The 21026-nt window shown below is 59.3% G+C and carries 21 protein-coding genes and 1 pseudogene; 20 read left to right on the top strand and 2 right to left on the bottom strand.

Annotated features, from left to right (window positions below; genetic code table 11):
* Window positions 1-3 precede the first annotated feature (3 nt).
* The 14 genes from rplF (at window position 4) to bfr (ending at window position 8729) form a co-directional block, all read left to right on the top strand.
* Window positions 4-537, top strand: coding sequence for a 50S ribosomal protein L6 (gene rplF / locus G7009_RS15425; RefSeq protein ID WP_181130934.1), 534 nt, complete (start codon window positions 4-6; stop codon window positions 535-537).
* Between the two features lie 10 nt (window positions 538-547).
* Window positions 548-898: a 50S ribosomal protein L18 gene (gene rplR / locus G7009_RS15420; protein WP_009397496.1), complete on the top strand. Its 351-nt coding sequence runs from the start codon at window positions 548-550 to the stop codon at window positions 896-898.
* A gap of 3 nt (window positions 899-901) precedes the next feature.
* A complete protein-coding gene (gene rpsE / locus G7009_RS15415; RefSeq protein ID WP_181130933.1) occupies window positions 902-1402 on the top strand; it encodes a 30S ribosomal protein S5 in 501 nt (166 codons plus the stop codon).
* 2 nt (window positions 1403-1404) lie between these two features.
* Window positions 1405-1581 (top strand): 50S ribosomal protein L30, encoded by a 177-nt coding sequence (gene rpmD / locus G7009_RS15410; protein ID WP_097086946.1) that lies wholly within the window; start codon window positions 1405-1407, stop codon window positions 1579-1581.
* Between the two features lie 3 nt (window positions 1582-1584).
* Window positions 1585-2019, top strand: coding sequence for a 50S ribosomal protein L15 (gene rplO / locus G7009_RS15405; protein WP_181130932.1), 435 nt, complete (start codon window positions 1585-1587; stop codon window positions 2017-2019).
* Complete coding sequence (gene secY, locus G7009_RS15400; protein WP_181130931.1) at window positions 2020-3351, top strand: preprotein translocase subunit SecY; 1332 nt, start codon at window positions 2020-2022, stop codon at window positions 3349-3351.
* Between the two features lie 28 nt (window positions 3352-3379).
* Window positions 3380-3496: a 50S ribosomal protein L36 gene (gene rpmJ, locus G7009_RS15395; protein WP_002555468.1), complete on the top strand. Its 117-nt coding sequence runs from the start codon at window positions 3380-3382 to the stop codon at window positions 3494-3496.
* Window positions 3497-3627: 131 nt separating this feature from the next.
* Window positions 3628-3984 (top strand): 30S ribosomal protein S13, encoded by a 357-nt coding sequence (gene rpsM / locus G7009_RS15390; RefSeq protein ID WP_181130930.1) that lies wholly within the window; start codon window positions 3628-3630, stop codon window positions 3982-3984.
* A 30-nt stretch (window positions 3985-4014) separates the two neighbouring features.
* Window positions 4015-4404 carry a 30S ribosomal protein S11 gene (gene rpsK, locus G7009_RS15385; RefSeq protein WP_060392320.1) on the top strand — a complete coding sequence of 130 codons (390 nt, stop codon included), beginning with the start codon at window positions 4015-4017 and terminating at the stop codon, window positions 4402-4404.
* 15 nt (window positions 4405-4419) lie between these two features.
* On the top strand, window positions 4420-5040 hold the full coding sequence (rpsD, locus tag G7009_RS15380; RefSeq protein ID WP_181130929.1) for a 30S ribosomal protein S4: 621 nt from the start codon (window positions 4420-4422) through the stop codon (window positions 5038-5040).
* A 22-nt stretch (window positions 5041-5062) separates the two neighbouring features.
* Window positions 5063-6064 carry a DNA-directed RNA polymerase subunit alpha gene (locus G7009_RS15375; protein WP_003255452.1) on the top strand — a complete coding sequence of 334 codons (1002 nt, stop codon included), beginning with the start codon at window positions 5063-5065 and terminating at the stop codon, window positions 6062-6064.
* A gap of 42 nt (window positions 6065-6106) precedes the next feature.
* The gene (gene rplQ, locus G7009_RS15370) at window positions 6107-6493 is read left to right on the top strand and encodes a 50S ribosomal protein L17 (protein ID WP_181130928.1); all 387 of its coding nucleotides are present in this window, start codon (window positions 6107-6109) and stop codon (window positions 6491-6493) included.
* A 174-nt stretch (window positions 6494-6667) separates the two neighbouring features.
* A complete protein-coding gene (locus tag G7009_RS15365) occupies window positions 6668-8110 on the top strand; it encodes a catalase (RefSeq protein WP_181130927.1) in 1443 nt (480 codons plus the stop codon).
* A 154-nt stretch (window positions 8111-8264) separates the two neighbouring features.
* Entirely contained in the window at window positions 8265-8729 is a 465-nt protein-coding gene (bfr, locus tag G7009_RS15360) for a bacterioferritin (RefSeq protein ID WP_181130926.1), read from the top strand.
* Between the two features lie 61 nt (window positions 8730-8790).
* Here the strand turns inward: bfr and uvrA are convergent, their stop codons facing one another.
* Window positions 8791-11625, bottom strand: coding sequence for an excinuclease ABC subunit UvrA (gene uvrA, locus G7009_RS15355; protein WP_181130925.1), 2835 nt, complete (start codon window positions 11623-11625; stop codon window positions 8791-8793).
* A 129-nt stretch (window positions 11626-11754) separates the two neighbouring features.
* Here uvrA and G7009_RS15350 point away from each other — a divergent pair, with 129 nt between their 5' ends.
* Window positions 11755-13149 carry an MFS transporter gene (locus G7009_RS15350; protein ID WP_181130924.1) on the top strand — a complete coding sequence of 465 codons (1395 nt, stop codon included), beginning with the start codon at window positions 11755-11757 and terminating at the stop codon, window positions 13147-13149.
* Window positions 13150-13158: 9 nt separating this feature from the next.
* Window positions 13159-13719 carry a single-stranded DNA-binding protein gene (locus G7009_RS15345; protein ID WP_181130923.1) on the top strand — a complete coding sequence of 187 codons (561 nt, stop codon included), beginning with the start codon at window positions 13159-13161 and terminating at the stop codon, window positions 13717-13719.
* A 139-nt stretch (window positions 13720-13858) separates the two neighbouring features.
* Here the strand turns inward: G7009_RS15345 and G7009_RS15340 are convergent.
* A pseudogene (locus G7009_RS15340) lies at window positions 13859-15076 on the bottom strand (MFS transporter).
* 325 nt (window positions 15077-15401) lie between these two features.
* Between G7009_RS15340 and fdnG the strand changes: the two are divergent.
* From fdnG to fdhE, 4 genes are read left to right on the top strand one after another with little or no spacing between them, the layout of a single operon-like run.
* Window positions 15402-18467 carry a formate dehydrogenase-N subunit alpha gene (gene fdnG, locus G7009_RS15335; protein ID WP_181130922.1) on the top strand — a complete coding sequence of 1022 codons (3066 nt, stop codon included), beginning with the start codon at window positions 15402-15404 and terminating at the stop codon, window positions 18465-18467.
* Window positions 18467-19417, top strand: coding sequence for a formate dehydrogenase subunit beta (gene fdxH, locus G7009_RS15330; RefSeq protein WP_181130921.1), 951 nt, complete (start codon window positions 18467-18469; stop codon window positions 19415-19417). Before fdnG ends, fdxH begins: the two co-directional genes overlap by 1 nt.
* Window positions 19414-20070, top strand: a complete 657-nt coding sequence (locus G7009_RS15325) for a formate dehydrogenase subunit gamma (protein WP_181130920.1) — start codon at window positions 19414-19416, stop codon at window positions 20068-20070. The genes fdxH and G7009_RS15325 overlap by 4 nt, the downstream gene beginning before the upstream one ends.
* A gap of 4 nt (window positions 20071-20074) precedes the next feature.
* A complete protein-coding gene (gene fdhE, locus G7009_RS15320) occupies window positions 20075-21001 on the top strand; it encodes a formate dehydrogenase accessory protein FdhE (protein WP_181130919.1) in 927 nt (308 codons plus the stop codon).
* Window positions 21002-21026: the final 25 nt, after the last annotated feature.

The following is a 21026-nucleotide window of genomic DNA, read 5'->3' as shown; positions in this document are numbered from 1 at the left end:
GGCATGTCTCGCGTCGCTAAGAACCCCGTAAAGCTGCCGTCCGGTGTCGAAGTAAAATTCGCCGGCCAACAGCTTTCGGTGAAGGGTGCCAAGGGCACTCTCGAACTGAATGTTCACAATTCTGTTGAAGTTACCGAAGAGTCTGGTGAGCTGCGCTTTGCTGCTCGCAATGGTGACCAGCAAGCTCGTGCCATGGCCGGTACTACCCGTGCACTGGTAAACAACATGGTCCAAGGCGTGAGCCAAGGCTTCGAGCGCAAGCTCCAGCTGGTCGGTGTTGGTTACAAGGCGCAAGCCAAAGGCGCAGTGCTGAATCTGGCGCTCGGCTTCTCGCACCCAGTGGATTACGAATTGCCAGCTGGCATTACCGCTGAGACCCCAAGCCAGACCGATATCCTGATCAGGGGTATCGACAAGCAGCTGGTTGGTCAGGTGGCGGCTGAAATCCGCGGTTTCCGTCCGCCAGAGCCTTACAAGGGCAAGGGTGTACGTTACGCGGACGAAGTAGTCCGTCGTAAAGAAGCCAAGAAGAAGTAGGGCCTAGCAAATGACCGACAAAAAAGTTACTCGCCTGCGTCGCGCTCGCAAAGCACGTCTGAAAATGCACGAACTCGAAGTTGTGCGTCTCTGCGTGTTCCGCTCCTCGCAGCACATCTATGCCCAGGTCATTTCGGCCGACGGCAGCAAGGTTCTGGCAAGCGCCTCGACCTTGGACAAAGAACTGCGTGATGGTGCCACCGGCAACATCGACGCGGCCACTAAGGTTGGCAAGCTGGTAGCCGAGCGCGCGAAAGCCGCTGGCGTTTCTCAAGTTGCTTTCGACCGTTCTGGCTTCAAGTACCACGGCCGCGTCAAGGCGCTGGCTGATGCTGCTCGTGAAGGCGGGCTGGAGTTCTAAGTTATGGCAAATAACGACCAAAAGCGCGACGAAGGCTACATTGAGAAGCTGGTTCAAGTTAACCGCGTTGCAAAGACTGTAAAAGGCGGCCGTATCTTCACCTTCACCGCTCTGACGGTTGTTGGTGATGGCAAGGGGCGCGTAGGCTTCGGCCGTGGCAAATCGCGCGAAGTACCAGCTGCGATCCAGAAAGCCATGGAAGCTGCCCGTCGCAACATGATTCAAGTCGACCTGAAGGGCACCACCCTGCAGTACGCCACCAAGGCTGCCCACGGCGCCTCGAAGGTTTACATGCAGCCTGCCTCGGAAGGTACCGGTATCATCGCCGGCGGCGCGATGCGTGCTGTCCTGGAAGTTGCTGGTGTCCAGAACGTTCTGGCCAAGTGCTACGGCTCGACCAACCCAGTGAACGTGGTTCATGCCACTTTCAAGGGTCTGAAAGCCATGCAATCTCCTGATTCCATTGCAGCCAAGCGCGGCAAGAGTGTTGAGGAGATCATCTGATCATGGCAACCGTAAAAGTAACGCTGATCAAAAGCACCGCCGGCCGCCTGCCGAACCACAAGCTGTGTGTTAAAGGCTTGGGTCTGCGTCGCATCGGTCACACCGTAGAAGTCCAGGATACTCCCGAGAATCGCGGGATGATCAACAAGGCTTACTACCTGCTGCGCGTCGAGGGTTAATCGATGAAACTCAATGATCTGAGTCCAGCGCCGGGTTCCCGTCGCGAAAAGCATCGTCCGGGTCGTGGTATCGGTAGCGGTTTGGGTAAGACTGGTGGCCGCGGCCACAAAGGTCAGACCTCCCGTTCCGGTGGCACCATTGCTCCGGGCTTCGAAGGCGGTCAACAGCCGCTGCACCGTCGCCTGCCGAAATTCGGCTTCGTTTCCCTGAAAGCCATGGACCGCGCAGAAGTGCGTCTGTCCGAACTGGCCAAGGTGGAAGGCGATCTGATCACCGTGCAATCCCTGAAGGATGCCAACGTGATTAACCAGAACGTTCAGCGTGTGAAAATCATGCTGTCGGGCGAAGTTACTCGCGCTGTCACCATCAAGGGTATCGCAGCCACCAAGGGTGCGCGTGCGGCTATCGAAGCAGCTGGCGGCAAATTCGAGGAATAAATGGCTAAGCAAGGTGCTCTCTCTTCGCTCGGTAAGGGCGGGATGTCTGAACTCTGGGCTCGTCTGCGTTTCCTGTTCCTGGCGATCATCGTCTATCGGATAGGCGCACACATCCCGGTTCCAGGCATCAACCCAGACCGGCTAGCGGAACTGTTCCGACAGAATGAGGGGACCATTCTTAGCTTGTTCAACATGTTTTCCGGTGGTGCGCTCGAGCGCATGAGCATTTTTGCATTGGGGATCATGCCGTACATTTCGGCGTCGATCATCATGCAGCTCATGACCACGGTCAGCCCACAGCTGGAACAGTTGAAGAAGGAAGGTGAAGCTGGCCGTCGCAAGATCAGCCAGTACACCCGCTACGGCACCGTTATCCTGGCACTGGTCCAGGCTGTTGGCATGTCCATCGGCCTGGCCAATCAGGGCGTGGCGTTTTCTGCAGACTTCAGCTTCCATTTCGTCGCTGTCTCCACGTTCGTGGCGGGCGCGATGTTCATGATGTGGCTGGGCGAGCAGATCACCGAGCGCGGTGTGGGCAACGGTATCTCGATGTTGATCTTCGCGGGTATCGTTGCCGGTCTTCCGAGAGCAATCGGGCAGTCTTTCGAGTCTGCGCGCACAGGCGATATCAACATCTTCGCCTTGGTCGCTATCGGTTTGCTGGCAGTAGCGATTATCGGTTTCGTGGTCTTCATCGAGCGTGGTCAGCGTCGTATCGCCGTTCACTACGCGAAGCGTCAGCAGGGCCGCAAGGTCTTCGCCGCGCAGACGAGCCACTTGCCGCTTAAAGTGAACATGGCGGGGGTCATCCCGGCCATTTTCGCGAGCAGCATTCTGCTGTTCCCGGCTTCGCTGGGTGCCTGGTTCGGTCAGTCCGAAGGTATGGGCTGGTTGCAGGACATCTCGCAGTCGATCGCTCCTGGTCAGCCGTTGAACATTCTGCTGTTTAGTGCAGGGATCATTTTCTTCTGCTTCTTCTATACGGCGTTGATGTTCAATCCGAAAGACGTAGCGGAAAACCTGAAGAAGTCCGGTGCCTTTATTCCGGGTATCCGTCCTGGTGAGCAGTCTGCGCGCTACATTGATGGCGTTCTGACTCGTCTGACCATGTTCGGTGCTCTTTACATGACGGCCGTCTGTCTCCTCCCCCAGTTCCTGGTGGTAGCGGCAAACGTACCGTTCTACCTTGGCGGGACCTCGTTGCTGATTGTGGTAGTGGTTGTGATGGACTTCATGTCCCAAGTACAATCGCACCTCGTTTCGCACCAGTACGAATCCCTGATGAAGAAAGCCAACCTGAAAGGCTACGGCGGCAGCAGTCTGCTGCGTTGACAGTCCCCTAAGGTTCGAGGAGTTGGTGATGAAAGTTCGTGCATCGGTGAAAAAGCTGTGCCGTAACTGCAAGATTATTCGCCGCGAAGGTGTTGTGCGAGTAATTTGCAGCGCGGAACCGCGTCACAAGCAGCGCCAAGGCTGAGTGTGATTTGCGCTTCAAACCCAGCAGCTAGTGCGCTGCTGGGTTGATTATTTGTTTCTACAGCGATATTATCTCGCGCCCTATTTCTTGGCTTCCGGGGCGTAGGTAGCTGTCAATTGGAGTCCCACTGAATGGCCCGTATTGCAGGCGTAAACATTCCAGATAACAAGCACACTGTTATCTCGCTGACCTACATCTATGGTGTCGGTCGCACAATCGCACAGAAGATCTGTGCGGAGACTGGGGTCAACCCAGCCGTAAAGATCAAGGATCTGAGCGACGAGCAAATTGAACAGCTGCGTGGCGAAGTCGCGAAGTTCACCACTGAAGGTGACCTGCGTCGTGACATCAACATGAAGATCAAACGCTTGATGGACCTGGGCTGCTACCGTGGCCTGCGTCATCGTAAAGGTCTGCCGGTTCGCGGTCAGCGTACCAAGACCAACGCGCGTACCCGTAAGGGCCCGCGTAAGCCGATCCGCAAGTAATCGCGCCAGCGAATCGACAGGAATTTAGACATGGCAAAACCTGCTGCTCGTCCTCGTAAGAAAGTCAAAAAGACAGTGGTTGATGGCATCGCCCACATCCACGCGTCTTTCAACAACACCATCGTGACCATCACCGACCGTCAAGGCAATGCTCTGTCCTGGGCGACCTCCGGTGGTTCGGGTTTCCGTGGTTCGCGCAAATCCACCCCGTTCGCAGCTCAGATCGCTGCCGAGCGTGCTGGTCAAGCTGCGCTGGAATACGGTCTGAAGAACCTCGACGTCAACGTCAAGGGTCCAGGTCCAGGTCGTGAGTCGGCTGTTCGCGCTTTGAACGGCTGTGGCTACAAGATCGCCAGCATCACCGACGTGACGCCAATCCCGCATAACGGGTGCCGTCCGCCGAAGAAGCGCCGCGTGTAATCAGGAGACAGATAAATGGCACGTTACATTGGTCCAAAATGCAAACTGTCTCGTCGTGAAGGCACTGACCTGTTCCTGAAGAGCGGCGTTCGCGCTCTGGAATCGAAGTGCAACATCGAAGCAGCCCCAGGTATCCACGGCCAGCGCCGTGGCCGTCAGTCCGACTACGGTACCCAGCTGCGCGAGAAGCAAAAAGTTCGTCGTATCTACGGTGTTCTGGAGCGTCAATTCAGCGGTTACTACAAGCTGGCAGCCTCGAAAAAGGGTGCTACCGGCGAGAACCTGCTGCAACTGCTCGAGTGCCGTCTGGATAACGTCGTTTATCGCATGGGCTTCGGTTCGACTCGTTCCGAATCCCGTCAGCTGGTTTCGCACAAGGCGATCAGCGTAAACGGCAAGACTGTAAACATTCCATCCTACCAAGTTCGTCCGGGTGACGTGGTCGCAGTTCGCGAGAAATCCGCGAACCAGCTGCGCATTGTTCAAGCCCTTGAACTGTGCTCTCAGCGTGGCCGCGTTGAGTGGGTAGACGTGGATGCAGCCAAGAAGTCGGGCGTTTTCAAGAACGTTCCTGCTCGTGGCGATTTGTCCGCCGACATCAACGAAAACCTGATTGTCGAGCTCTACTCCAAGTAAGGGCTAGAAAATAGGTGCATCCATGCAGATTTCGGTAAATGAGTTCCTGACACCCCGCCATATTGATGTGCAGGTTGTCAGTCCAACCCGCGCCAAGATCACGCTCGAGCCTCTCGAGCGTGGCTTCGGCCATACCCTGGGCAACGCGCTGCGCCGCATCCTGTTGTCCTCTATGCCTGGCTGTGCAGTAGTCGAGGCCGAGATTGACGGTGTACTCCATGAGTACTCCGCGATCGAAGGTGTACAGGAAGATGTCATTGAAATCCTGTTGAACCTTAAAGGCCTGGCTATCAAACTGCACGGTCGTGACGAAGTTACGCTGACCTTGTCGAAAAAGGGTTCGGGGGTGGTTACCGCTGCCGATATTCAGCTGGATCATGATGTCGAGATCGTCAACCCCGATCACGTAATCGCTAACCTGGCGTCGAACGGCGCTCTGAACATGAAGCTCACCGTAGCTCGTGGTCGTGGTTATGAGCCGGCCGATTCGCGTCAGACCGACGAAGACGAAAGCCGTAGCATTGGCCGTCTGCAGTTGGACGCCTCGTTCAGCCCGGTGCGTCGTATCGCCTACGTGGTGGAAAACGCCCGTGTCGAACAGCGTACCAACCTGGACAAGCTGGTTATTGATCTGGAAACCAACGGCACCCTGGATCCTGAAGAGGCTATCCGTCGCGCTGCAACCATCCTGCAACAGCAGTTGGCTGCATTCGTGGACCTCAAAGGTGACAGCGAGCCAGTGGTAGTCGAGCAGGAAGACGAGATCGATCCGATCCTGCTTCGCCCGGTTGACGATCTGGAACTGACCGTACGTTCGGCCAACTGCCTCAAGGCGGAGAACATCTACTACATCGGCGACCTGATTCAGCGTACCGAAGTAGAGCTGTTGAAAACTCCGAACCTTGGCAAGAAGTCCCTGACCGAAATCAAGGACGTTCTGGCTTCCCGTGGTCTGTCCCTCGGCATGCGCCTCGACAACTGGCCGCCTGCAAGTCTTAAGAAAGACGACAAGGCGACTGCCTGATCGTCGTAACCACCGAACGTAGTGTTTGGTAAGGAATGAATCATGCGTCATCGTAAAAGTGGACGTCACCTGAGCCGTACCAGCTCTCACCGCAAGGCCATGTTCCAGAACATGGCGGTGTCGCTGTTCGAGCACGAGCTGATCAAGACTACCCTGCCGAAAGCCAAGGAACTGCGCCGCGTTGCCGAGCCGCTGATCACCCTGGCCAAGGAAGACAGCGTTGCCAATCGTCGTCTGGCCTTCGACCGTACTCGTTCGAAAGCTATCGTTGGCAAGCTGTTCAACGACCTGGGCAAGCGCTACGCCACCCGTCAGGGCGGCTACCTGCGTATCCTGAAGTGCGGTTTCCGCGCTGGCGACAACGCGCCTATGGCGTACGTCGAGCTGATTGACCGTCCAATCGGTGGCGCTGTAGAAGCCGCTGAGTAAGACGTCCAGTCTGCTAAACAAGAAACCGGGCCTTCGAGCCCGGTTTTTTGTGTCCGCTTTAATTGATAGATTCTATCGAAAGAACTCATTCAATGAATTTGTCCTCTTTACTGCCTCTCTTGATAATTGTGTTCAAGCCGATCAATCGGCAGCTTGAGACCAACAGGAGACAGCATGAGCAAAATCCTCACCACTGCCAGCGGTGCCCCCGTCGCCGATAATCAGAACTCACGATCGGCTGGTTCACGCGGACCTCTGTTACTGGACGACTTCCATTTGTTGGAAAAGCTCGCTCACTTCAATCGCGAGAACATTCCTGAGCGCCGTGTTCATGCCAAGGGCTCAGGTGCGTATGGCACCTTCACGGTTACTCGAGACATCACGTCATACACTAGCGCCAGGTTGTTCGAACGAGTAGGCAAGCAGACCGATACTTTCTTGCGGTTCTCGACAGTGGGTGGTGAGCGGGGTTCGGCGGATACCGAGCGTGACCCACGTGGTTTCGCAGTCAAGTTCTACACCGAAGAAGGCAACTGGGATATCGTCGGTAACAACACCCCTGTTTTTTTCATCCGTGATCCACTGAAATTCCCCGATTTTATCCACACTCAGAAACGCCATCCGCAGACCAATCTGAAAAGTGCCCAGATGATGTGGGATTTCTGGTCGCACTCCCCAGAGGCATTACATCAGGTCACCGTCCTGTTCTCGGATCGTGGAATCCCGGACGGCTACCGGCACATGCACGGTTTTGGCAGCCACACCTATAGCCTGATCAACGCCGAGGGCCAGCGCACCTGGGTCAAATGGCATTTCAAGACCCAGCAGGGAATCAAGAACCTGGCGCCTGCCGACGCGGCACGCTTGGCGGGCACCGCTCCCGATTATGCCCAGCGCGATCTGTTCGACGCCATCGAACGTGGCGACTTTCCGAAGTGGACGGTCTGCATCCAGCTCATGAGCGAAGCCGAGGCTGCCTCTCGCAAGGAGAATCCTTTCGACGTTACCAAAACGTGGTCGCAAAAGAACTATCCGCTTATCGAGATTGGTGAGCTTGAGCTGAATCGCAACCCCCGGAATTACTTCGCTGAGGTTGAACAGGCGACTTTCGGGCCGAGTAATATGGTTCCAGGTGTCGGCCTTTCACCTGATCGCATGCTGCAAGGGCGCGTCTTCGCCTACGCTGACGCTCATCGATACAGGGTGGGTACCAATCATCAGCAATTGCCGGTCAATGCGCCCAAAAGCCCGTTCAATACCTATCAGCGCGATGGGGCAATGGCATTCGGCAGCAACGGTGGTGCGGCGCCCAACTACGAGCCCAACAGCTACGGTGACGCGCCCAAGCAATCGCCCCGTCACGCGGAGCCAGCGTTGGCCTTGAATGGCTCCGCTGATCGTCATGATCATCGGGAGGATAATGATTACTACAGTCACGCCGGTGCGTTGTTCCGCCTCATGACCACCGATCAACAGCGTCTGCTGATCAGTAATATTGCCAGCGCCATGTCGGGTGTTACTGAGGATGTTGTACAGCGTCAGTTACAGCATTTCTTCAAGGCAGACCCTGCGTATGCACAAGGTATAGCCGATGCGCTGGGCGTTCCCCTGACCTGAGTCGAAGTGATAAGGAGAACCGCCCGCATCCGGGCGGTTTTCAATGAATATCACTACCGTTTGCAGCGTTTTTTGTCATTTATTGCGCAGTTTGCCGTGACCTCGCGACCATCCTGGTTCACACTATGGCTTTCACCTAGGGAGAAGCAGGGCAATGCAAGGTCACCCGGACGTCATCGACTACCTCAACACGTTGCTCACGGGCGAACTGGCGGCGCGCGACCAGTACTTCATCCATTCGCGTATGTACGAAGACTGGGGCCTGTCCAAACTCTATGAGCGTATCAATCACGAGATGGAAGAGGAGGCGCAACACGCCGATGCCCTGATGCGTCGTATCCTCATGCTCGAAGGCACGCCACGCATGCGTCCCGACGACTTGGACGTGGGTACCACGGTCCCTGAGATGATTGCTTCCGACCTGCGCCTGGAGTACAAGGTGCGCGCGGCGCTGTGCAAGGGAATCGAGTTGTGCGAGCTGCACAAGGATTTCATCAGCCGCGACATCCTGCGTGCACAGTTGGCGGATACCGAGGAAGATCACACCTACTGGCTTGAAAAGCAGCAGGGCCTGATCGACTCGATCGGCTTGGGGAATTACCTGCAATCGCAGATGTAAGGCATCCTGGTCCATGAAAAAGCCCCCGGTCACCAGCGTGACCGGGGGCTTTTCATTACGCTCAGGCTCGGTCTCGTTCCAGCAACGGCTTGAGGTAATAGCCGGTATAGGACTGCTTCATTTTCGCCAGTTGCTCTGGCGTGCCGCAAGCAATGATCTGTCCGCCCTTGGAGCCGCCTTCAGGCCCCAGGTCGACCAGCCAGTCGGCGGTCTTGATCACGTCCAGGTTGTGCTCGATCACCACCACGGTGTTGCCATGGTCGCGTAGGCGGTGCAGTACATCGAGCAGTTGCTGAATGTCGGCGAAGTGAAGCCCTGTAGTGGGCTCATCGAGTATGTAGAGAGTCTTCCCGGTATCGCGCTTGGACAGCTCGCGCGACAACTTGACCCGCTGCGCCTCGCCGCCCGACAGCGTGGTAGCCGACTGCCCGAGCTTGATGTAGGACAGGCCCACATCCATCAGGGTCTGCAGCTTGCGCGCCAAGGCGGGCACCGCGTCGAAGAACCCTCGCGCATCCTCGATGGTCATTTCCAGCACTTCGTGGATGTTCTTGCCCTTGTACTTGATCTCCAGCGTCTCGCGGTTGTAGCGCTTGCTCTTGCAAACGTCGCACGGCACGTAGATATCGGGCAGGAAGTGCATTTCGACCTTGATCAGGCCGTCACCCTGGCAAGCCTCGCAGCGTCCGCCCTTGACGTTGAACGAGAAGCGCCCTGGCCCATAGCCGCGCGAGCGTGATTCCGGTACCCCCGCGAAAAGTTCGCGGATAGGCGTGAAGATCCCCGTATAGGTCGCGGGGTTGGAGCGCGGCGTTCGTCCGATGGGGCTCTGGTCGATATCGACCACCTTGTCCAGGTGCTGCAGGCCATCCATGCTGGCATGCGCGGCTGCCTCCAGGCTGGTGGCGCCATTGAGCGCCGTTGCCGCCAGCGGGTAGAGGGTGTTGTTGATCAGCGTCGACTTGCCCGATCCAGATACGCCGGTCACACAGGTCAGCAGGCCGATCGGAATTTCCAGGTCGACATTCTGCAGATTGTTGCCGCGAGCCCCCTTGAGTTTGAGCGACAGCTTCTTGTCGCGTGGTGTCCGCTCGGCCGGCACGACGATCTTCTTGCGGCCCGACAGGTATTGTCCGGTCAGCGAGTCAGGGTGATCCATGACCTCCTGTGGCGTACCTTCCGCGACGATCTGCCCCCCGTGCACACCGGCACCAGGACCGATATCGACCACGTAGTCCGCCAGGCGGATAGCATCCTCGTCGTGCTCTACCACGATCACCGTATTGCCCAGATCGCGAAGATGATTCAGCGTCCCCAGCAGACGATCGTTATCACGCTGGTGAAGGCCGATGGACGGTTCATCGAGGATGTACATCACCCCCACAAGGCCCGCGCCGATCTGGCTGGCCAAGCGAATGCGCTGGGCTTCCCCGCCGGAGAGCGTTTCAGCGCTGCGGTCGAGGGTCAGGTAGTCGAGGCCGACGTTGACCAGGAACTGCAGGCGCTCGCAGATCTCCTTGAGAATCTTCGCAGCGATTTCGCCACGGCGACCGGTCAGTGTCAGATCGCTGAAGTAGTTGCTGGCATCACCGATCGGCAGGTTGGTAACCGCCGGGAGAGTCTTCTCGCCTACCCATACATGGCGTGCTTCCCGGCGCAGCCGCGTGCCACGGCAATCTGGGCAAGGCTGGGTCCCGAGGAACTTGGCCAATTCTTCGCGCACTGTGGCCGACTCGGTCTCGCGGTAACGCCGCTCAAGGTTGGGAATGATCCCTTCGAAGGGGTGCGAGCGCTTGACGATATCGCCACGGTCGTTGAGGTACTTGAAGTCCACGTTCTGCTTGCCGCTGCCTTGCAGGATCACTTTCTGCTGATCGGCGGGCAATTGCACGAAAGGCTTGTCCAGGTTGAAACCATAGTGGTTCGCCAAGGAGCCAAGCATCTGGAAGTAGTAGACGTTTCGTCGATCCCAGCCGCGGATCGCCCCTTCAGCCAGGGTCAGCTCGGCATTCACCAGACGCTTGGTGTCGAAGTACTGCTTGACGCCAAGGCCATCGCAGGTGGGACAGGCGCCAGCCGGGTTGTTGAAGGAAAACAGCTTCGGTTCGAGCTCGCTGATGGCATGACCGCAGATGGGGCAGGCGAAGCGCGCGGAGAAGATCGTCTCTTCGCCAGGTTCGTCGTCCATTGGGACGACCAGGGCAATACCATCAGCCAGCTTCAAAGCCGTCTCGAAGGACTCGGCCAGACGTTGCTGCAGATCGGCGCGGACCTTGAAACGATCCACCACCACGTCGATGCTGTGCTTCTTCTGCTTGTCGAGCTTGGGCAGCTCGTCCATCTCGTATAACTTGCCGTTGACCCGTGCCCGGACAAAACCTTGAGCGCGCAGTTCATCGAACACCGCCAGATGCTCGCCTTTACGCTCGCGTATCACCGGAGCCAGCAGCATGAGTCGCTTGCCCTCGGGTTGTTCCAGGACCAGGTCGACCATCTGGCTGACGGTCTGTGCCTCCAGAGGAATATCATGGTCCGGGCACCGCGGCGTACCGACGCGGGCGTAAAGCAGACGCAGGTAGTCGTAGATCTCGGTAATCGTGCCGACTGTCGAGCGAGGGTTGTGAGAGGTCGATTTCTGCTCGATGGAAATTGCCGGCGAGAGACCTTCGATGGTATCGACGTCGGGCTTTTCCATCATCGACAGGAACTGTCGAGCGTAGGCCGACAGCGATTCCACATAGCGGCGCTGACCTTCGGCATACAGGGTGTCGAATGCCAGGGAGGACTTGCCGGAGCCGGACAGGCCGGTGATCACGATCAGTTTGTCCCGGGGCAGAGTCAGGTCGATGTTCTTCAGGTTGTGGGTACGTGCCCCACGAATCAGGATCTTGTCCACTGCGGCCTCGCTTGGCGGGCATAAACAACAAAGTATACGGCGCTCTGATATCACGCGGCAAAGCGTCGCGCAGATGCCGTCAAGCTGTCGGACTGATAGAATCCACGCCGGTTCACATGAGGTTAATCCATGCACGACACCCACCATGAGCGCATGAGCGGCAGCGAAACCCGTGCCGCAGGCGGCCTGGCCATGGTCTTTGCCTTTCGCATGCTTGGCATGTTCATGGTCCTGCCGGTGCTCGCCACCTATGGCATGGACCTGGCTGGCGCCACGCCCGCATTGATCGGCCTGGCGATCGGCGCCTATGGCCTGACCCAGGCCGTCCTGCAAATTCCGTTCGGAGTGATCTCCGATCGTATCGGACGTCGGCCGGTGATCTACCTCGGGCTGGTGATCTTTGCGCTCGGCAGTGTACTGGCGTCCCAGGCCGATACGATCTGGGGCGTGATCGCCGGAAGAATCCTGCAGGGCGCGGGCGCTATCTCGGCGGCGGTCATGGCACTGCTCTCGGACCTGACCCGCGAGCAACATCGGACCAAGGCCATGGCCATGATCGGCATGAGCATCGGTCTGTCGTTCGCCGTGGCCATGGTCGTCGGACCATTGCTGACTCGCGCCTTCGGGCTGTCCGGGCTGTTCCTGGCCACTGCCGGCCTGGCGATGGTCGGTATCGCCCTGGTCGCCTTCGTCGTGCCCAGCGGTCACAGTGTCTTGCAGCATCGCGAGTCCGGCGTGGCACGCCAGGCGCTTGGCGCGACCTTGCGTCACCCTGACCTGCTGCGGCTGGATGCCGGGATCTTCATCCTTCATGCCATCCTGATGGCCAGCTTCGTCGCGCTTCCCCTGGCGCTGGTCGAGCGAGGAGGGTTGCCCAAGGAAGAGCACTGGTGGGTCTACCTGACGGCCTTGCTGATCTCATTTTTTGCAATGATCCCGTTCATCATCTATGGCGAAAAAAAGCGCAAGATGAAGCGTGTGTTGTTCGGCGCGGTCGCCGTGCTGGCGCTCACCGAGGTGTACTTCTGGCAATGGGCTGACAACTTGCACGGACTGGTGACCGGCACCGTGATATTCTTTACTGCCTTCAACCTGCTGGAGGCATCCTTGCCTTCGCTGGTCAGCAAGGTGTCGCCCGCCGGCGGCAAGGGGACGGCAATGGGGGTTTATTCCACCAGCCAGTTCCTTGGTGCCGCCCTGGGAGGAATCATCGGTGGCTGGTTGTTCCAGCACGGTGGCCTGAGCATGGTGTTTCTCGGTTGTGCGCTGTTGTGTGCCATCTGGTTGGTCGTTGCGCTGCGTATGAACGAGCCGCCCTACGTGACCAGCCTGCGCATGCCGCTGTCGCCGGAAGCGTCCCGGGAAGCCGGGCTGACCGAACGTCTCATGGCCGTGCCTGGAGTGACCGACGCCGTGGTGGTGGCAGAAGAAGCCGCCATCTATATCAAACTGGATACGAAAATTTTGGACCGTGCGACCCTTGAGCGTCTGGTGAATCCGACCTCATCGGCGTGCGAAGCCTAGGAGAACGTTATGGCCCGTGGGGTTAACAAAGTCATTCTGGTCGGTACCTGCGGTCAGGATCCCGAAGTCCGCTACCTGCCCAACGGTAACGCCGTGACCAACTTGAGCCTGGCCACCAGCGAGCAGTGGACCGACAAGCAGACCGGCCAGAAGGTCGAGCGCACCGAGTGGCACCGTGTCTCGATGTTCGGCAAGGTGGCCGAGATCGCTGGCGAGTACCTGCGCAAGGGTTCGCAGGTCTACATCGAAGGCAAGCTGCAAACGCGCGAGTGGGAAAAGGACGGCATCAAGCGTTATACCACTGAGATCATCGTCGACATGCAGGGCACCATGCAGCTGCTCGGCGGCCGTCCGCAGAACCAGGACGGTGGCAACCAGTACAACCAAGGCGGCAACCAGGGTGGTGGCAACAACTACCAGGGTGGCCAAGCCAACCAGGGCAACCCGGCTCCACGCCAGCAAGCCCCACGGCCACAGCAGGCGCCTCAGCGCCAGGCACCGCAGCAGCAGCCTGCCCAGCAGCAACCGGCGGCTGACTTCGACAGCTTCGATGACGATATTCCGTTCTAAGCGGTAGCTTGAGCTTTAAGTTCAAGTTCGTGCCAGAGCCCCCCGCCCTGCGGGGGTTCTCTTTTTCTGGGTACTGCAGAAATCCGACTGATCGTCTCCCAGAACCAATGGCCGACTGATTTTCAGCTGGCATGGCCCGTCACAAGATGCCTCTATCGCCGCTCGACCGAAGACAACTCGCATGGCTCTCTGCGCGCCGGGAACAACACATCGCGATACCTCCCAGTAACAGCGTCAACACTGCCAACAGCAGGATCACCCCACGCACCCCCAGCGGCGTGGCAAGTAGCGCTACCAGGATGCCCGCCAAGGGTTATGAAAGATTGTTGAGCAGAGTGATCACTCCTACGGCCTTGCCAAAGTCCGCCACTGGGATCACCCGTTGGCGAACACTGCGCATGTACACATTGAACATCTTGTCGAAGCCGACGATGAGCAGGAAACCCGCTACATACACGACAAGATCGGAGCTCCAGGTGCTGAGGAGTGCGCCTGCCGCGATCGTCAGGTAGGCAACGCATCCCATTAGCCAGATCGGCAGAATCACCCTGGCCAGGAAGAACAGGATAGCGATAGTGACCAGGGCGCCCGCCACCTGTAGCGTGGCATAGGCGTCCTTGCCGGCAGCATGTTCACCGATCACCAGCGCGGCGGAGGTCGCAAGGGGGACGCCAATGATCAGGTTCACTCCAACGGCCAAGGTGATGATCTTCTTCAGTTGCGCTTGGGCACGAATATGTCCCAATGCAATACCCACCGATTGCGTCAGCCCAACGTGCTGTCGAACGCTCCCTGTCTTGATCCCGCTCCAGCGCTGCCAGGCGACCATTGCCACATCCGCCAGCAGGAATATGCCCGCGCTGGTCAGTACCATCCACTGCCAGGCCCAGGTTTCCAACAGCAAGGCCGCCAGCACCGGGCCGAGCACCATGCCGGTCTGGTCGGCAATCTGCGAGTAGGAGAGGGTGCGGGTGTAGCTGTACTGGGGGAAGATGGTCGGCATCAGTACTTCCCGGGTCATGATGCCTTGAGTGGTCAACACCCCGCAAAGGCCGAAAGCGCTACCAGCCAGGCAATGCTATCGAACGATAGTTGCAAGCCGACCGCGACAAGGCACGCCAGCGCCCGCCAAGCCTGACTGATGTGCAGCAGGCGCACGGGCGAAACACGGTCGCACAAGGCGCCGCACACGGGGAAGGTGAGGAAGCGCGGAAGTGCTTCGACGAAAAATGCCAATCCCGCCCAAGCCGCGCTGCCTGTGCGCTGGAACACTATCAAGGGGACGATGAACAAGAGGATCTGATCCCCTGGCCGAAAGGAATAGTGAAATGAAGAAGACCAGGTAATCCTTGCGCATGATGGTTTCCGGTTGGGCTTGGTGCCATGGAAGTCGGCCTTGCTAGCCGAGGCCAAACGGATCGTTCAGGCATACCCGCGGAGCGAACACGCCACCTCCCTGGATTGAGTCTCCAGCAAGCGCAACCTCCGTACCGATCCAACGTATCGCCGAACGCCTTCCATCAGCCCACCAGTCCCGCCCCATCCCCGCATTGACCCAAATCAACGCAAATTCCGAAATCCTGACTAGAGTTGTACTTGGTGACCCCGAATCGGTCGCCAACCGTGAGTTCAAGAGACGCCGGCAACGTCCCGAGCGTCCACCACCTGATCAGGAGTGCACGATGGATCTCAACCGTCGGCAGTTCTTCAAGGTTGCCGCAGTCGGCCTTGGAGGTTCGAGCCTGGCGGCGTTGGGGATGGCCCCGACACCTGCCTTTGCCGAACAGGTGCGTCACTTCAAGCTGGCGCACACCAAAGAAACGCGAAATACCTGCCCCTACTGTTCGGTCGGCTGCGGCTTGATCATGTACAGCCAGGGCGACGCGGGCAAGAACGTTTCGCAGAACATCATTCATATCGAGGGCGATGCCGACCACCCTGTCAATCGCGGCACGCTGTGCCCGAAAGGCGCCGGGTTGCTCGACTTTATCCACAGCCCCGACCGCCTGCTTTATCCACAGGTGCGCAAGCCTGGCAGCAGTGAGTGGACGCGTATCGGCTGGGAAGAAGCGCTGGACCGGGTCGCCGAGCTGATGAAAGCGGACCGCGATGCCAACTTCATCGAGAAGAATGCCCAGGGGCAGACAGTCAACCGCTGGCTCACGACCGGTTTTCTCGCCGCATCCGCTGCTTCCAGCGAGGCAGGCTACCTGACCCACAAGGTCATCCGCTCGTTAGGCATGCTGGGGTTCGACAACCAAGCACGTGTCTGACATGGCCCGACGGTGGCAAGTCTTGCCCCGACGTACGGCCGTGGAGCCATGACCAACCACTGGACCGATATCGCTAACGCGAATCTGATCCTGGTGATGGGTGGCAATGCCGCTGAGGCGCATCCGTGCGGCTTCAAGTGGGTGACCGAAGCCAAGGCGCACAACAAGGCGCGGCTGATCGTGGTCGACCCCAGGTTTACCCGTACCGCATCCGTGGCGGATTTCTATGCGCCGATTCGTACTGGTAGCGATATCGCCTTCATGGGCGGGCTGATCAACTACCTGCTGAGCAACGACAAGATTCAGCACGAGTACGTGCGCAACTACACCGACGTGTCGTTCATCGTCAACGCGGACTTTGGCTTCGAGGATGGCCTGTTCAGTGGCTATGACGCGTCCAAGCGTACCTACACCGACAAGTCCGGCTGGGGCTACGAGATCGGCGAAGACGGCTTTGCCAAGGTCGACTCGACCCTGCAGGATCCGCGCTGCGTCTATCAGCTGATGAAACAGCACTACAGCCGCTATACCCCGGAGCTCGCCAGTATGACCTGCGGCATGCCGCAGGACAGCATGCTGAAGATCTGGGAGGAGATCGCCACCTGCTCGCAGCCGGGCAAGACCATGACGATCCTCTATGCGCTGGGCTGGACGCAGCACTCCATCGGCGCCCAGATCATCCGTAGCGCGGCGATGGTGCAGTTGCTCCTGGGTAACGTCGGCATGCCCGGCGGCGGGGTCAATGCGCTGCGCGGCCATTCCAACATCCAGGGCCTGACCGATCTCGGCCTGCTGTCCAACTCGCTGCCCGGCTACCTGACCCTGGCGGGCGATGCCGAACAGGACTACGACGCCTTCATCGCCAAGCGCGCGCCCAAGCCGCTGCGGCCCGGCCAGCTGTCGTACTGGCAGAACTACGGCAAGTTCCATGTCAGCCTGATGAAGTCCTGGTTCGGGGCCAACGCCACGGCGGAAAACCGTTGGGGCTTCGACTGGCTGCCCAAGCTCGACATTCCTGCCTACGACGTGTTGAAGATGTTCGACATGATGGGCAAGGGCCAGGTCAACGGCTACATGTGCCAAGGGTTCAACCCCATTGCCGCGCTCCCGGACAAGAACCGTGTCAGCGCCGCGTTGGCCAAGCTGAAGTGGCTGGTCATCATGGATCCCCTGGCCACCGAGACCTCCGAGTTCTGGCGCAATGTCGGTCCCTACAACGATGTGAGCAGTGCCGATATCCAGACCGAAGTCATCCGTCTGCCCACGACCTGCTTCGCCGAGGAGGACGGTTCGCTGGTCAACAGCAGCCGATGGCTGCAATGGCACTGGAAAGGTGCCGACGGCCCGGGTGAGACACGCACCGACGCGCGCATCATGAGCGAGCTGTTCCTGCGCCTGCGCGAGCGTTATCGGACCGAAGGTGGCGCCAATCCCGAGCCACTGCTCAATATCAGCTGGCCGTACAAGGTCGCGGGCGAGCCCTCGCCCGAAGAGCTGGCCAAGGAACTCAACGGTATTGCCGTGACTGACCAGACCGATCCAGCGGGCGTCATGCTCAAGGCGGGACAGCAATTGTCCGGGTTCGGGCAGCTCAAGGACGATGGCAGCACTGCCTCCGGTTGCTGGATCTTCGCCGGTAGCTGGACCGAGCAGGGCAACCAGATGGCCCGTCGGGACAACAGCGACCCGTTCGGCATGATGCAGAACGCCAATTGGGCCTGGGCCTGGCCGGCGAACAGACGAATCCTCTACAACCGTGCGTCGTCCGATCCACAGGGCAAGCCGTGGGATCCGAAGAAGCGCCTGGTGTGGTGGAACGGCAAGTCATGGGGCGGTACCGATGTTCCCGATTTCAAGGTCGATGTACCGCCGGAGGCGGGTATGAACCCGTTCATCATGAACCCTGAGGGCGTGGCGCGGCTCTTTGCCATCGACAAGATGGCCGAAGGCCCGTTCCCGGAACACTACGAACCCTTCGAGACGCCGATCGGGATCAACCCACTGCACCCGAACAACAAGAAGGCGATCAGCAATCCGGCCGGGCGCATTTTCGACTCGGTGTGGGAAACCCTCGGCCAGGCCAAGGACTTCCCCTACGCAGCGACCACCTACCGGCTGACCGAGCACTTCCATTTCTGGAGCAAGCATTGCCGCCTGAACGCCATTACCCAGCCCGAGCAGTTCATCGAGATCGGGGAGGTGCTGGCCAAGGAAAAAGGGATTGCCGCCGGAGACCGCGTGCGAGTGTCTTCCAAGCGCGGACACATCGAGGCAGTGGCGGTGGTGACCAAGCGGATTCGGCCGCTGCAGGTCAACAACCAGACCGTGCATCAGGTCGGTATTCCCCTGCACTGGGGCTTCACCGGTCAGACGCGGCATGGCTACCTGACCAACACCTTGGTGCCGTTCCTGGGTGATGGCAATACGCAGACCCCGGAATCCAAGTCGTTCCTGGTCAATGTGGAGAAAGTCTGATGGCCAGCCAAGATATCATCGCCCGTTCGGCCACCACGACCGTGCCGCCTTCGGCGCGTCACCAGCAGGAGGTGGCCAAGCTGATCGATACCACCAAGTGCATTGGCTGCAAGGCCTGCCAGGTGGCGTGCTCGGAATGGAACGAGCTGCGAGACGAAGTCGGTCACAGTCATGGCACCTACGACAATCCCCAGGACCTGACCGCCCAGAGCTGGACCCTGATGCGCTTCACCGAGCACGAACGGGATGACGGCAACCTGGAATGGCTGATTCGCAAGGACGGCTGCATGCACTGCGCCGAGCCAGGTTGCCTGAAGGCCTGCCCGAGCCCGGGTGCCATCATCAAGCTGGCCAACGGCATCGTCGACTTCAACCAGGACCACTGCATCGGTTGCGGCTATTGCATTACCGGCTGCCCGTTCAACATCCCGCGGATTTCGCAGAAGGATCACAAGGCCTACAAATGCAGCCTGTGTTCCGACCGTGTGGCTGTCGGACTGGAGCCGGCTTGCGTAAAGACCTGTCCTACCGGTGCGATCGTCTTCGGCACCAAGGATGATATGAAGGAGCATGCGGCCGAGCGCATCGTCGACCTCAAGTCCCGGGGCTTCGACAATGCCGGTTTGTACGATCCCGATGGGGTCGGCGGAACCCATGTGATGTACGTACTGCACCATGCCGATACACCGCGTATCTACGCGGGCTTGCCGGACCAGCCGGTGATCAGCCCACTGGTCGGCTTGTGGAAGGGCATCACCAAGCCGCTGGCGCTATTTGCCATGGGCGCCGCGGTGGTGGCCGGGTTCTTCCATTATGTTCGGGTCGGCCCCCAGAGGGTCGAAGATGACGAGCACTCCGAACCTGTGGATAACGGCGTGCGGCAGGTAGATCCGGCGGTCCATGTCTACGATCCAGGCAAGCCCGGCGGGCAAGAGGAGCAACGGCCATGAACGATCGTGAACCGATCCTTCGCTACACCGCCAATCAGCGCACCAACCACTGGATCGTGGCGATCCTGTTCGTCACTGCCGGGCTGTCGGGGCTGGCGCTGTTCCATCCGGCGCTGTTCTGGCTCAGCCACCTCTTCGGTGGCGGGCCTTGGACGCGGGTCCTGCACCCGTACCTCGGAGTGGCAATGTTCGTGTTTTTCGTCGGGCTGGTCATACGCTTCTGGCGCGCCAACTTCATCGATGCCAATGACCGGCTCTGGTTACGCCGCATTGATCGGGTAATGCTCAACAAGGAAGAGGGCGTGCCGGCGATCGGCAAATACAACGCGGGTCAGAAGCTGCTGTTCTGGACCTTGCTGGTATGCATGCTGGTACTGCTGGTCAGCGGTATCGTGATATGGCGTGCCTGGTTCAGCGCCTATTTCGGTATCGGTAGCCTTCGTCTGGCCAGCTTGCTGCACGCGTTCGCGGCATTCGTGCTGGTGCTGAGCATCATCGTGCACATCTACGCCGGTATCTGGATCAAGGGATCCATGGGCGCGATGCTGCATGGTTGGGTCAGCCGTGCCTGGGCCCGCAAGCATCATGAGTTATGGTATCGGGAAGTGACCGGTGACAAACCAGCCCGGCGCCCCGGCCAAAAAGAAGGATGACAGCTTGAGCACGATTCTCGAACCTGGGCAGATCGAGGCGGCCGCTACCGCGCCACCCTTTCTGCACCTGCCGTCCGCCAACCTCTTCGAGCATCGCGCCGCGCGTCTCGAACACCTGGCTGAAGGACACGCTTTTGCAGACTACCTGCGACTGATCGCCGACCTCTGTCGTACCCAGCAGCAACTGCTGGAGAATCCACCGACGGACCTGCCCGTGGCAGCCGAACGTCAGCGTCTGTGCCTCAGTCATGGCCTGCCGCCGCTGGCCGCCGACAGCTTGGTGCGTGAAGGTGCATGGCAGCCTTGGCTGCAGGCGTTGCTCGAACACCTGCCACCTTCTGGCAACAGCGCGGTGTCCGAAGCTGTCCGGCAACTGCGTGACAGTAGCGAGCAGCAGCGCACGGTCTGGGCCATCGCCTTGCTGGGCGGTCATTACGACGCCTTGCCGGCCGCATTGGTACCCTTCATTGGCGCGGCATTGCAGGCAGCATGGAGCAGTTGGCTGTTGGCGTTGCCCAATCAGGAGCTGAAGGCGGTCGGCAGCCTTGGCCAATGTCCCTGCTGCGGCTCGCCCGCCATGGCCGGGCTCGTGCGTAACCGTGGTCGTCACAACGGCCTGAGGTATCTTGCCTGCTCGTTGTGCGCCTGCGAGTGGCACGTGGTGCGGGTCAAGTGCGTGTATTGCGAGTCGAGCAAGGACCTGCGCTATACCAGTCTCGCGGATGACCGACACCGCGCAGGCAAGGCTGCGCTGCATGCCGAATGCTGTCCGGGTTGCCAGGTCTACCTCAAGCAATGCTATCTGGAGAATGACGCCGCCGCAGAGCCCTTGGCCGACGACCTGGCCAGCCTGGCGCTTGACCTGCGCCTGGGCGAAGAAGGCTTCCAGCGGCTTGCCCCCAACCTGATGCTGGCGCCGGGCGGCGGCTGAAGGTCTAGACTGGGTTTCGACGCTA

It is taken from the genome of Pseudomonas capeferrum, from assembly GCF_013523055.1.
In the GTDB taxonomy this organism is placed as follows: Bacteria; Pseudomonadota; Gammaproteobacteria; order Pseudomonadales; family Pseudomonadaceae; genus Aquipseudomonas; species Aquipseudomonas capeferrum_A.
The sequence above is the reverse complement of the archived record's forward strand: the minus strand, read 5'-3'. Positions and strand labels throughout refer to the sequence as shown.

Excerpts from the sequence above, each read along its gene's own strand:
- rplF (WP_181130934.1), top strand. The coding sequence starts at position 4 with ATGTCTCGCGTCGCTAAGAACCCCGTAAAGCTGCCGTCCGGTGTCGAA.
- secY (WP_181130931.1), top strand. The coding sequence starts at position 2,020 with ATGGCTAAGCAAGGTGCTCTCTCTTCGCTCGGTAAGGGCGGGATGTCT.
- rpsE (WP_181130933.1), top strand. The coding sequence starts at position 902 with ATGGCAAATAACGACCAAAAGCGCGACGAAGGCTACATTGAGAAGCTG.
- rplQ (WP_181130928.1), top strand. The coding sequence starts at position 6,107 with ATGCGTCATCGTAAAAGTGGACGTCACCTGAGCCGTACCAGCTCTCAC.
- G7009_RS15325 (WP_181130920.1), top strand. The coding sequence starts at position 19,414 with ATGAACGATCGTGAACCGATCCTTCGCTACACCGCCAATCAGCGCACC.
- rpsM (WP_181130930.1), top strand. The coding sequence starts at position 3,628 with ATGGCCCGTATTGCAGGCGTAAACATTCCAGATAACAAGCACACTGTT.
- G7009_RS15375 (WP_003255452.1), top strand. The coding sequence starts at position 5,063 with ATGCAGATTTCGGTAAATGAGTTCCTGACACCCCGCCATATTGATGTG.
- bfr (WP_181130926.1), top strand. The coding sequence starts at position 8,265 with ATGCAAGGTCACCCGGACGTCATCGACTACCTCAACACGTTGCTCACG.
- rpmD (WP_097086946.1), top strand. The coding sequence starts at position 1,405 with ATGGCAACCGTAAAAGTAACGCTGATCAAAAGCACCGCCGGCCGCCTG.
- G7009_RS15365 (WP_181130927.1), top strand. The coding sequence starts at position 6,668 with ATGAGCAAAATCCTCACCACTGCCAGCGGTGCCCCCGTCGCCGATAAT.
- rpmJ (WP_002555468.1), top strand. The coding sequence starts at position 3,380 with ATGAAAGTTCGTGCATCGGTGAAAAAGCTGTGCCGTAACTGCAAGATT.
- rpsD (WP_181130929.1), top strand. The coding sequence starts at position 4,420 with ATGGCACGTTACATTGGTCCAAAATGCAAACTGTCTCGTCGTGAAGGC.
- G7009_RS15350 (WP_181130924.1), top strand. The coding sequence starts at position 11,755 with ATGCACGACACCCACCATGAGCGCATGAGCGGCAGCGAAACCCGTGCC.
- fdxH (WP_181130921.1), top strand. The coding sequence starts at position 18,467 with ATGGCCAGCCAAGATATCATCGCCCGTTCGGCCACCACGACCGTGCCG.
- rplR (WP_009397496.1), top strand. The coding sequence starts at position 548 with ATGACCGACAAAAAAGTTACTCGCCTGCGTCGCGCTCGCAAAGCACGT.
- rplO (WP_181130932.1), top strand. The coding sequence starts at position 1,585 with ATGAAACTCAATGATCTGAGTCCAGCGCCGGGTTCCCGTCGCGAAAAG.
- rpsK (WP_060392320.1), top strand. The coding sequence starts at position 4,015 with ATGGCAAAACCTGCTGCTCGTCCTCGTAAGAAAGTCAAAAAGACAGTG.
- G7009_RS15345 (WP_181130923.1), top strand. The coding sequence starts at position 13,159 with ATGGCCCGTGGGGTTAACAAAGTCATTCTGGTCGGTACCTGCGGTCAG.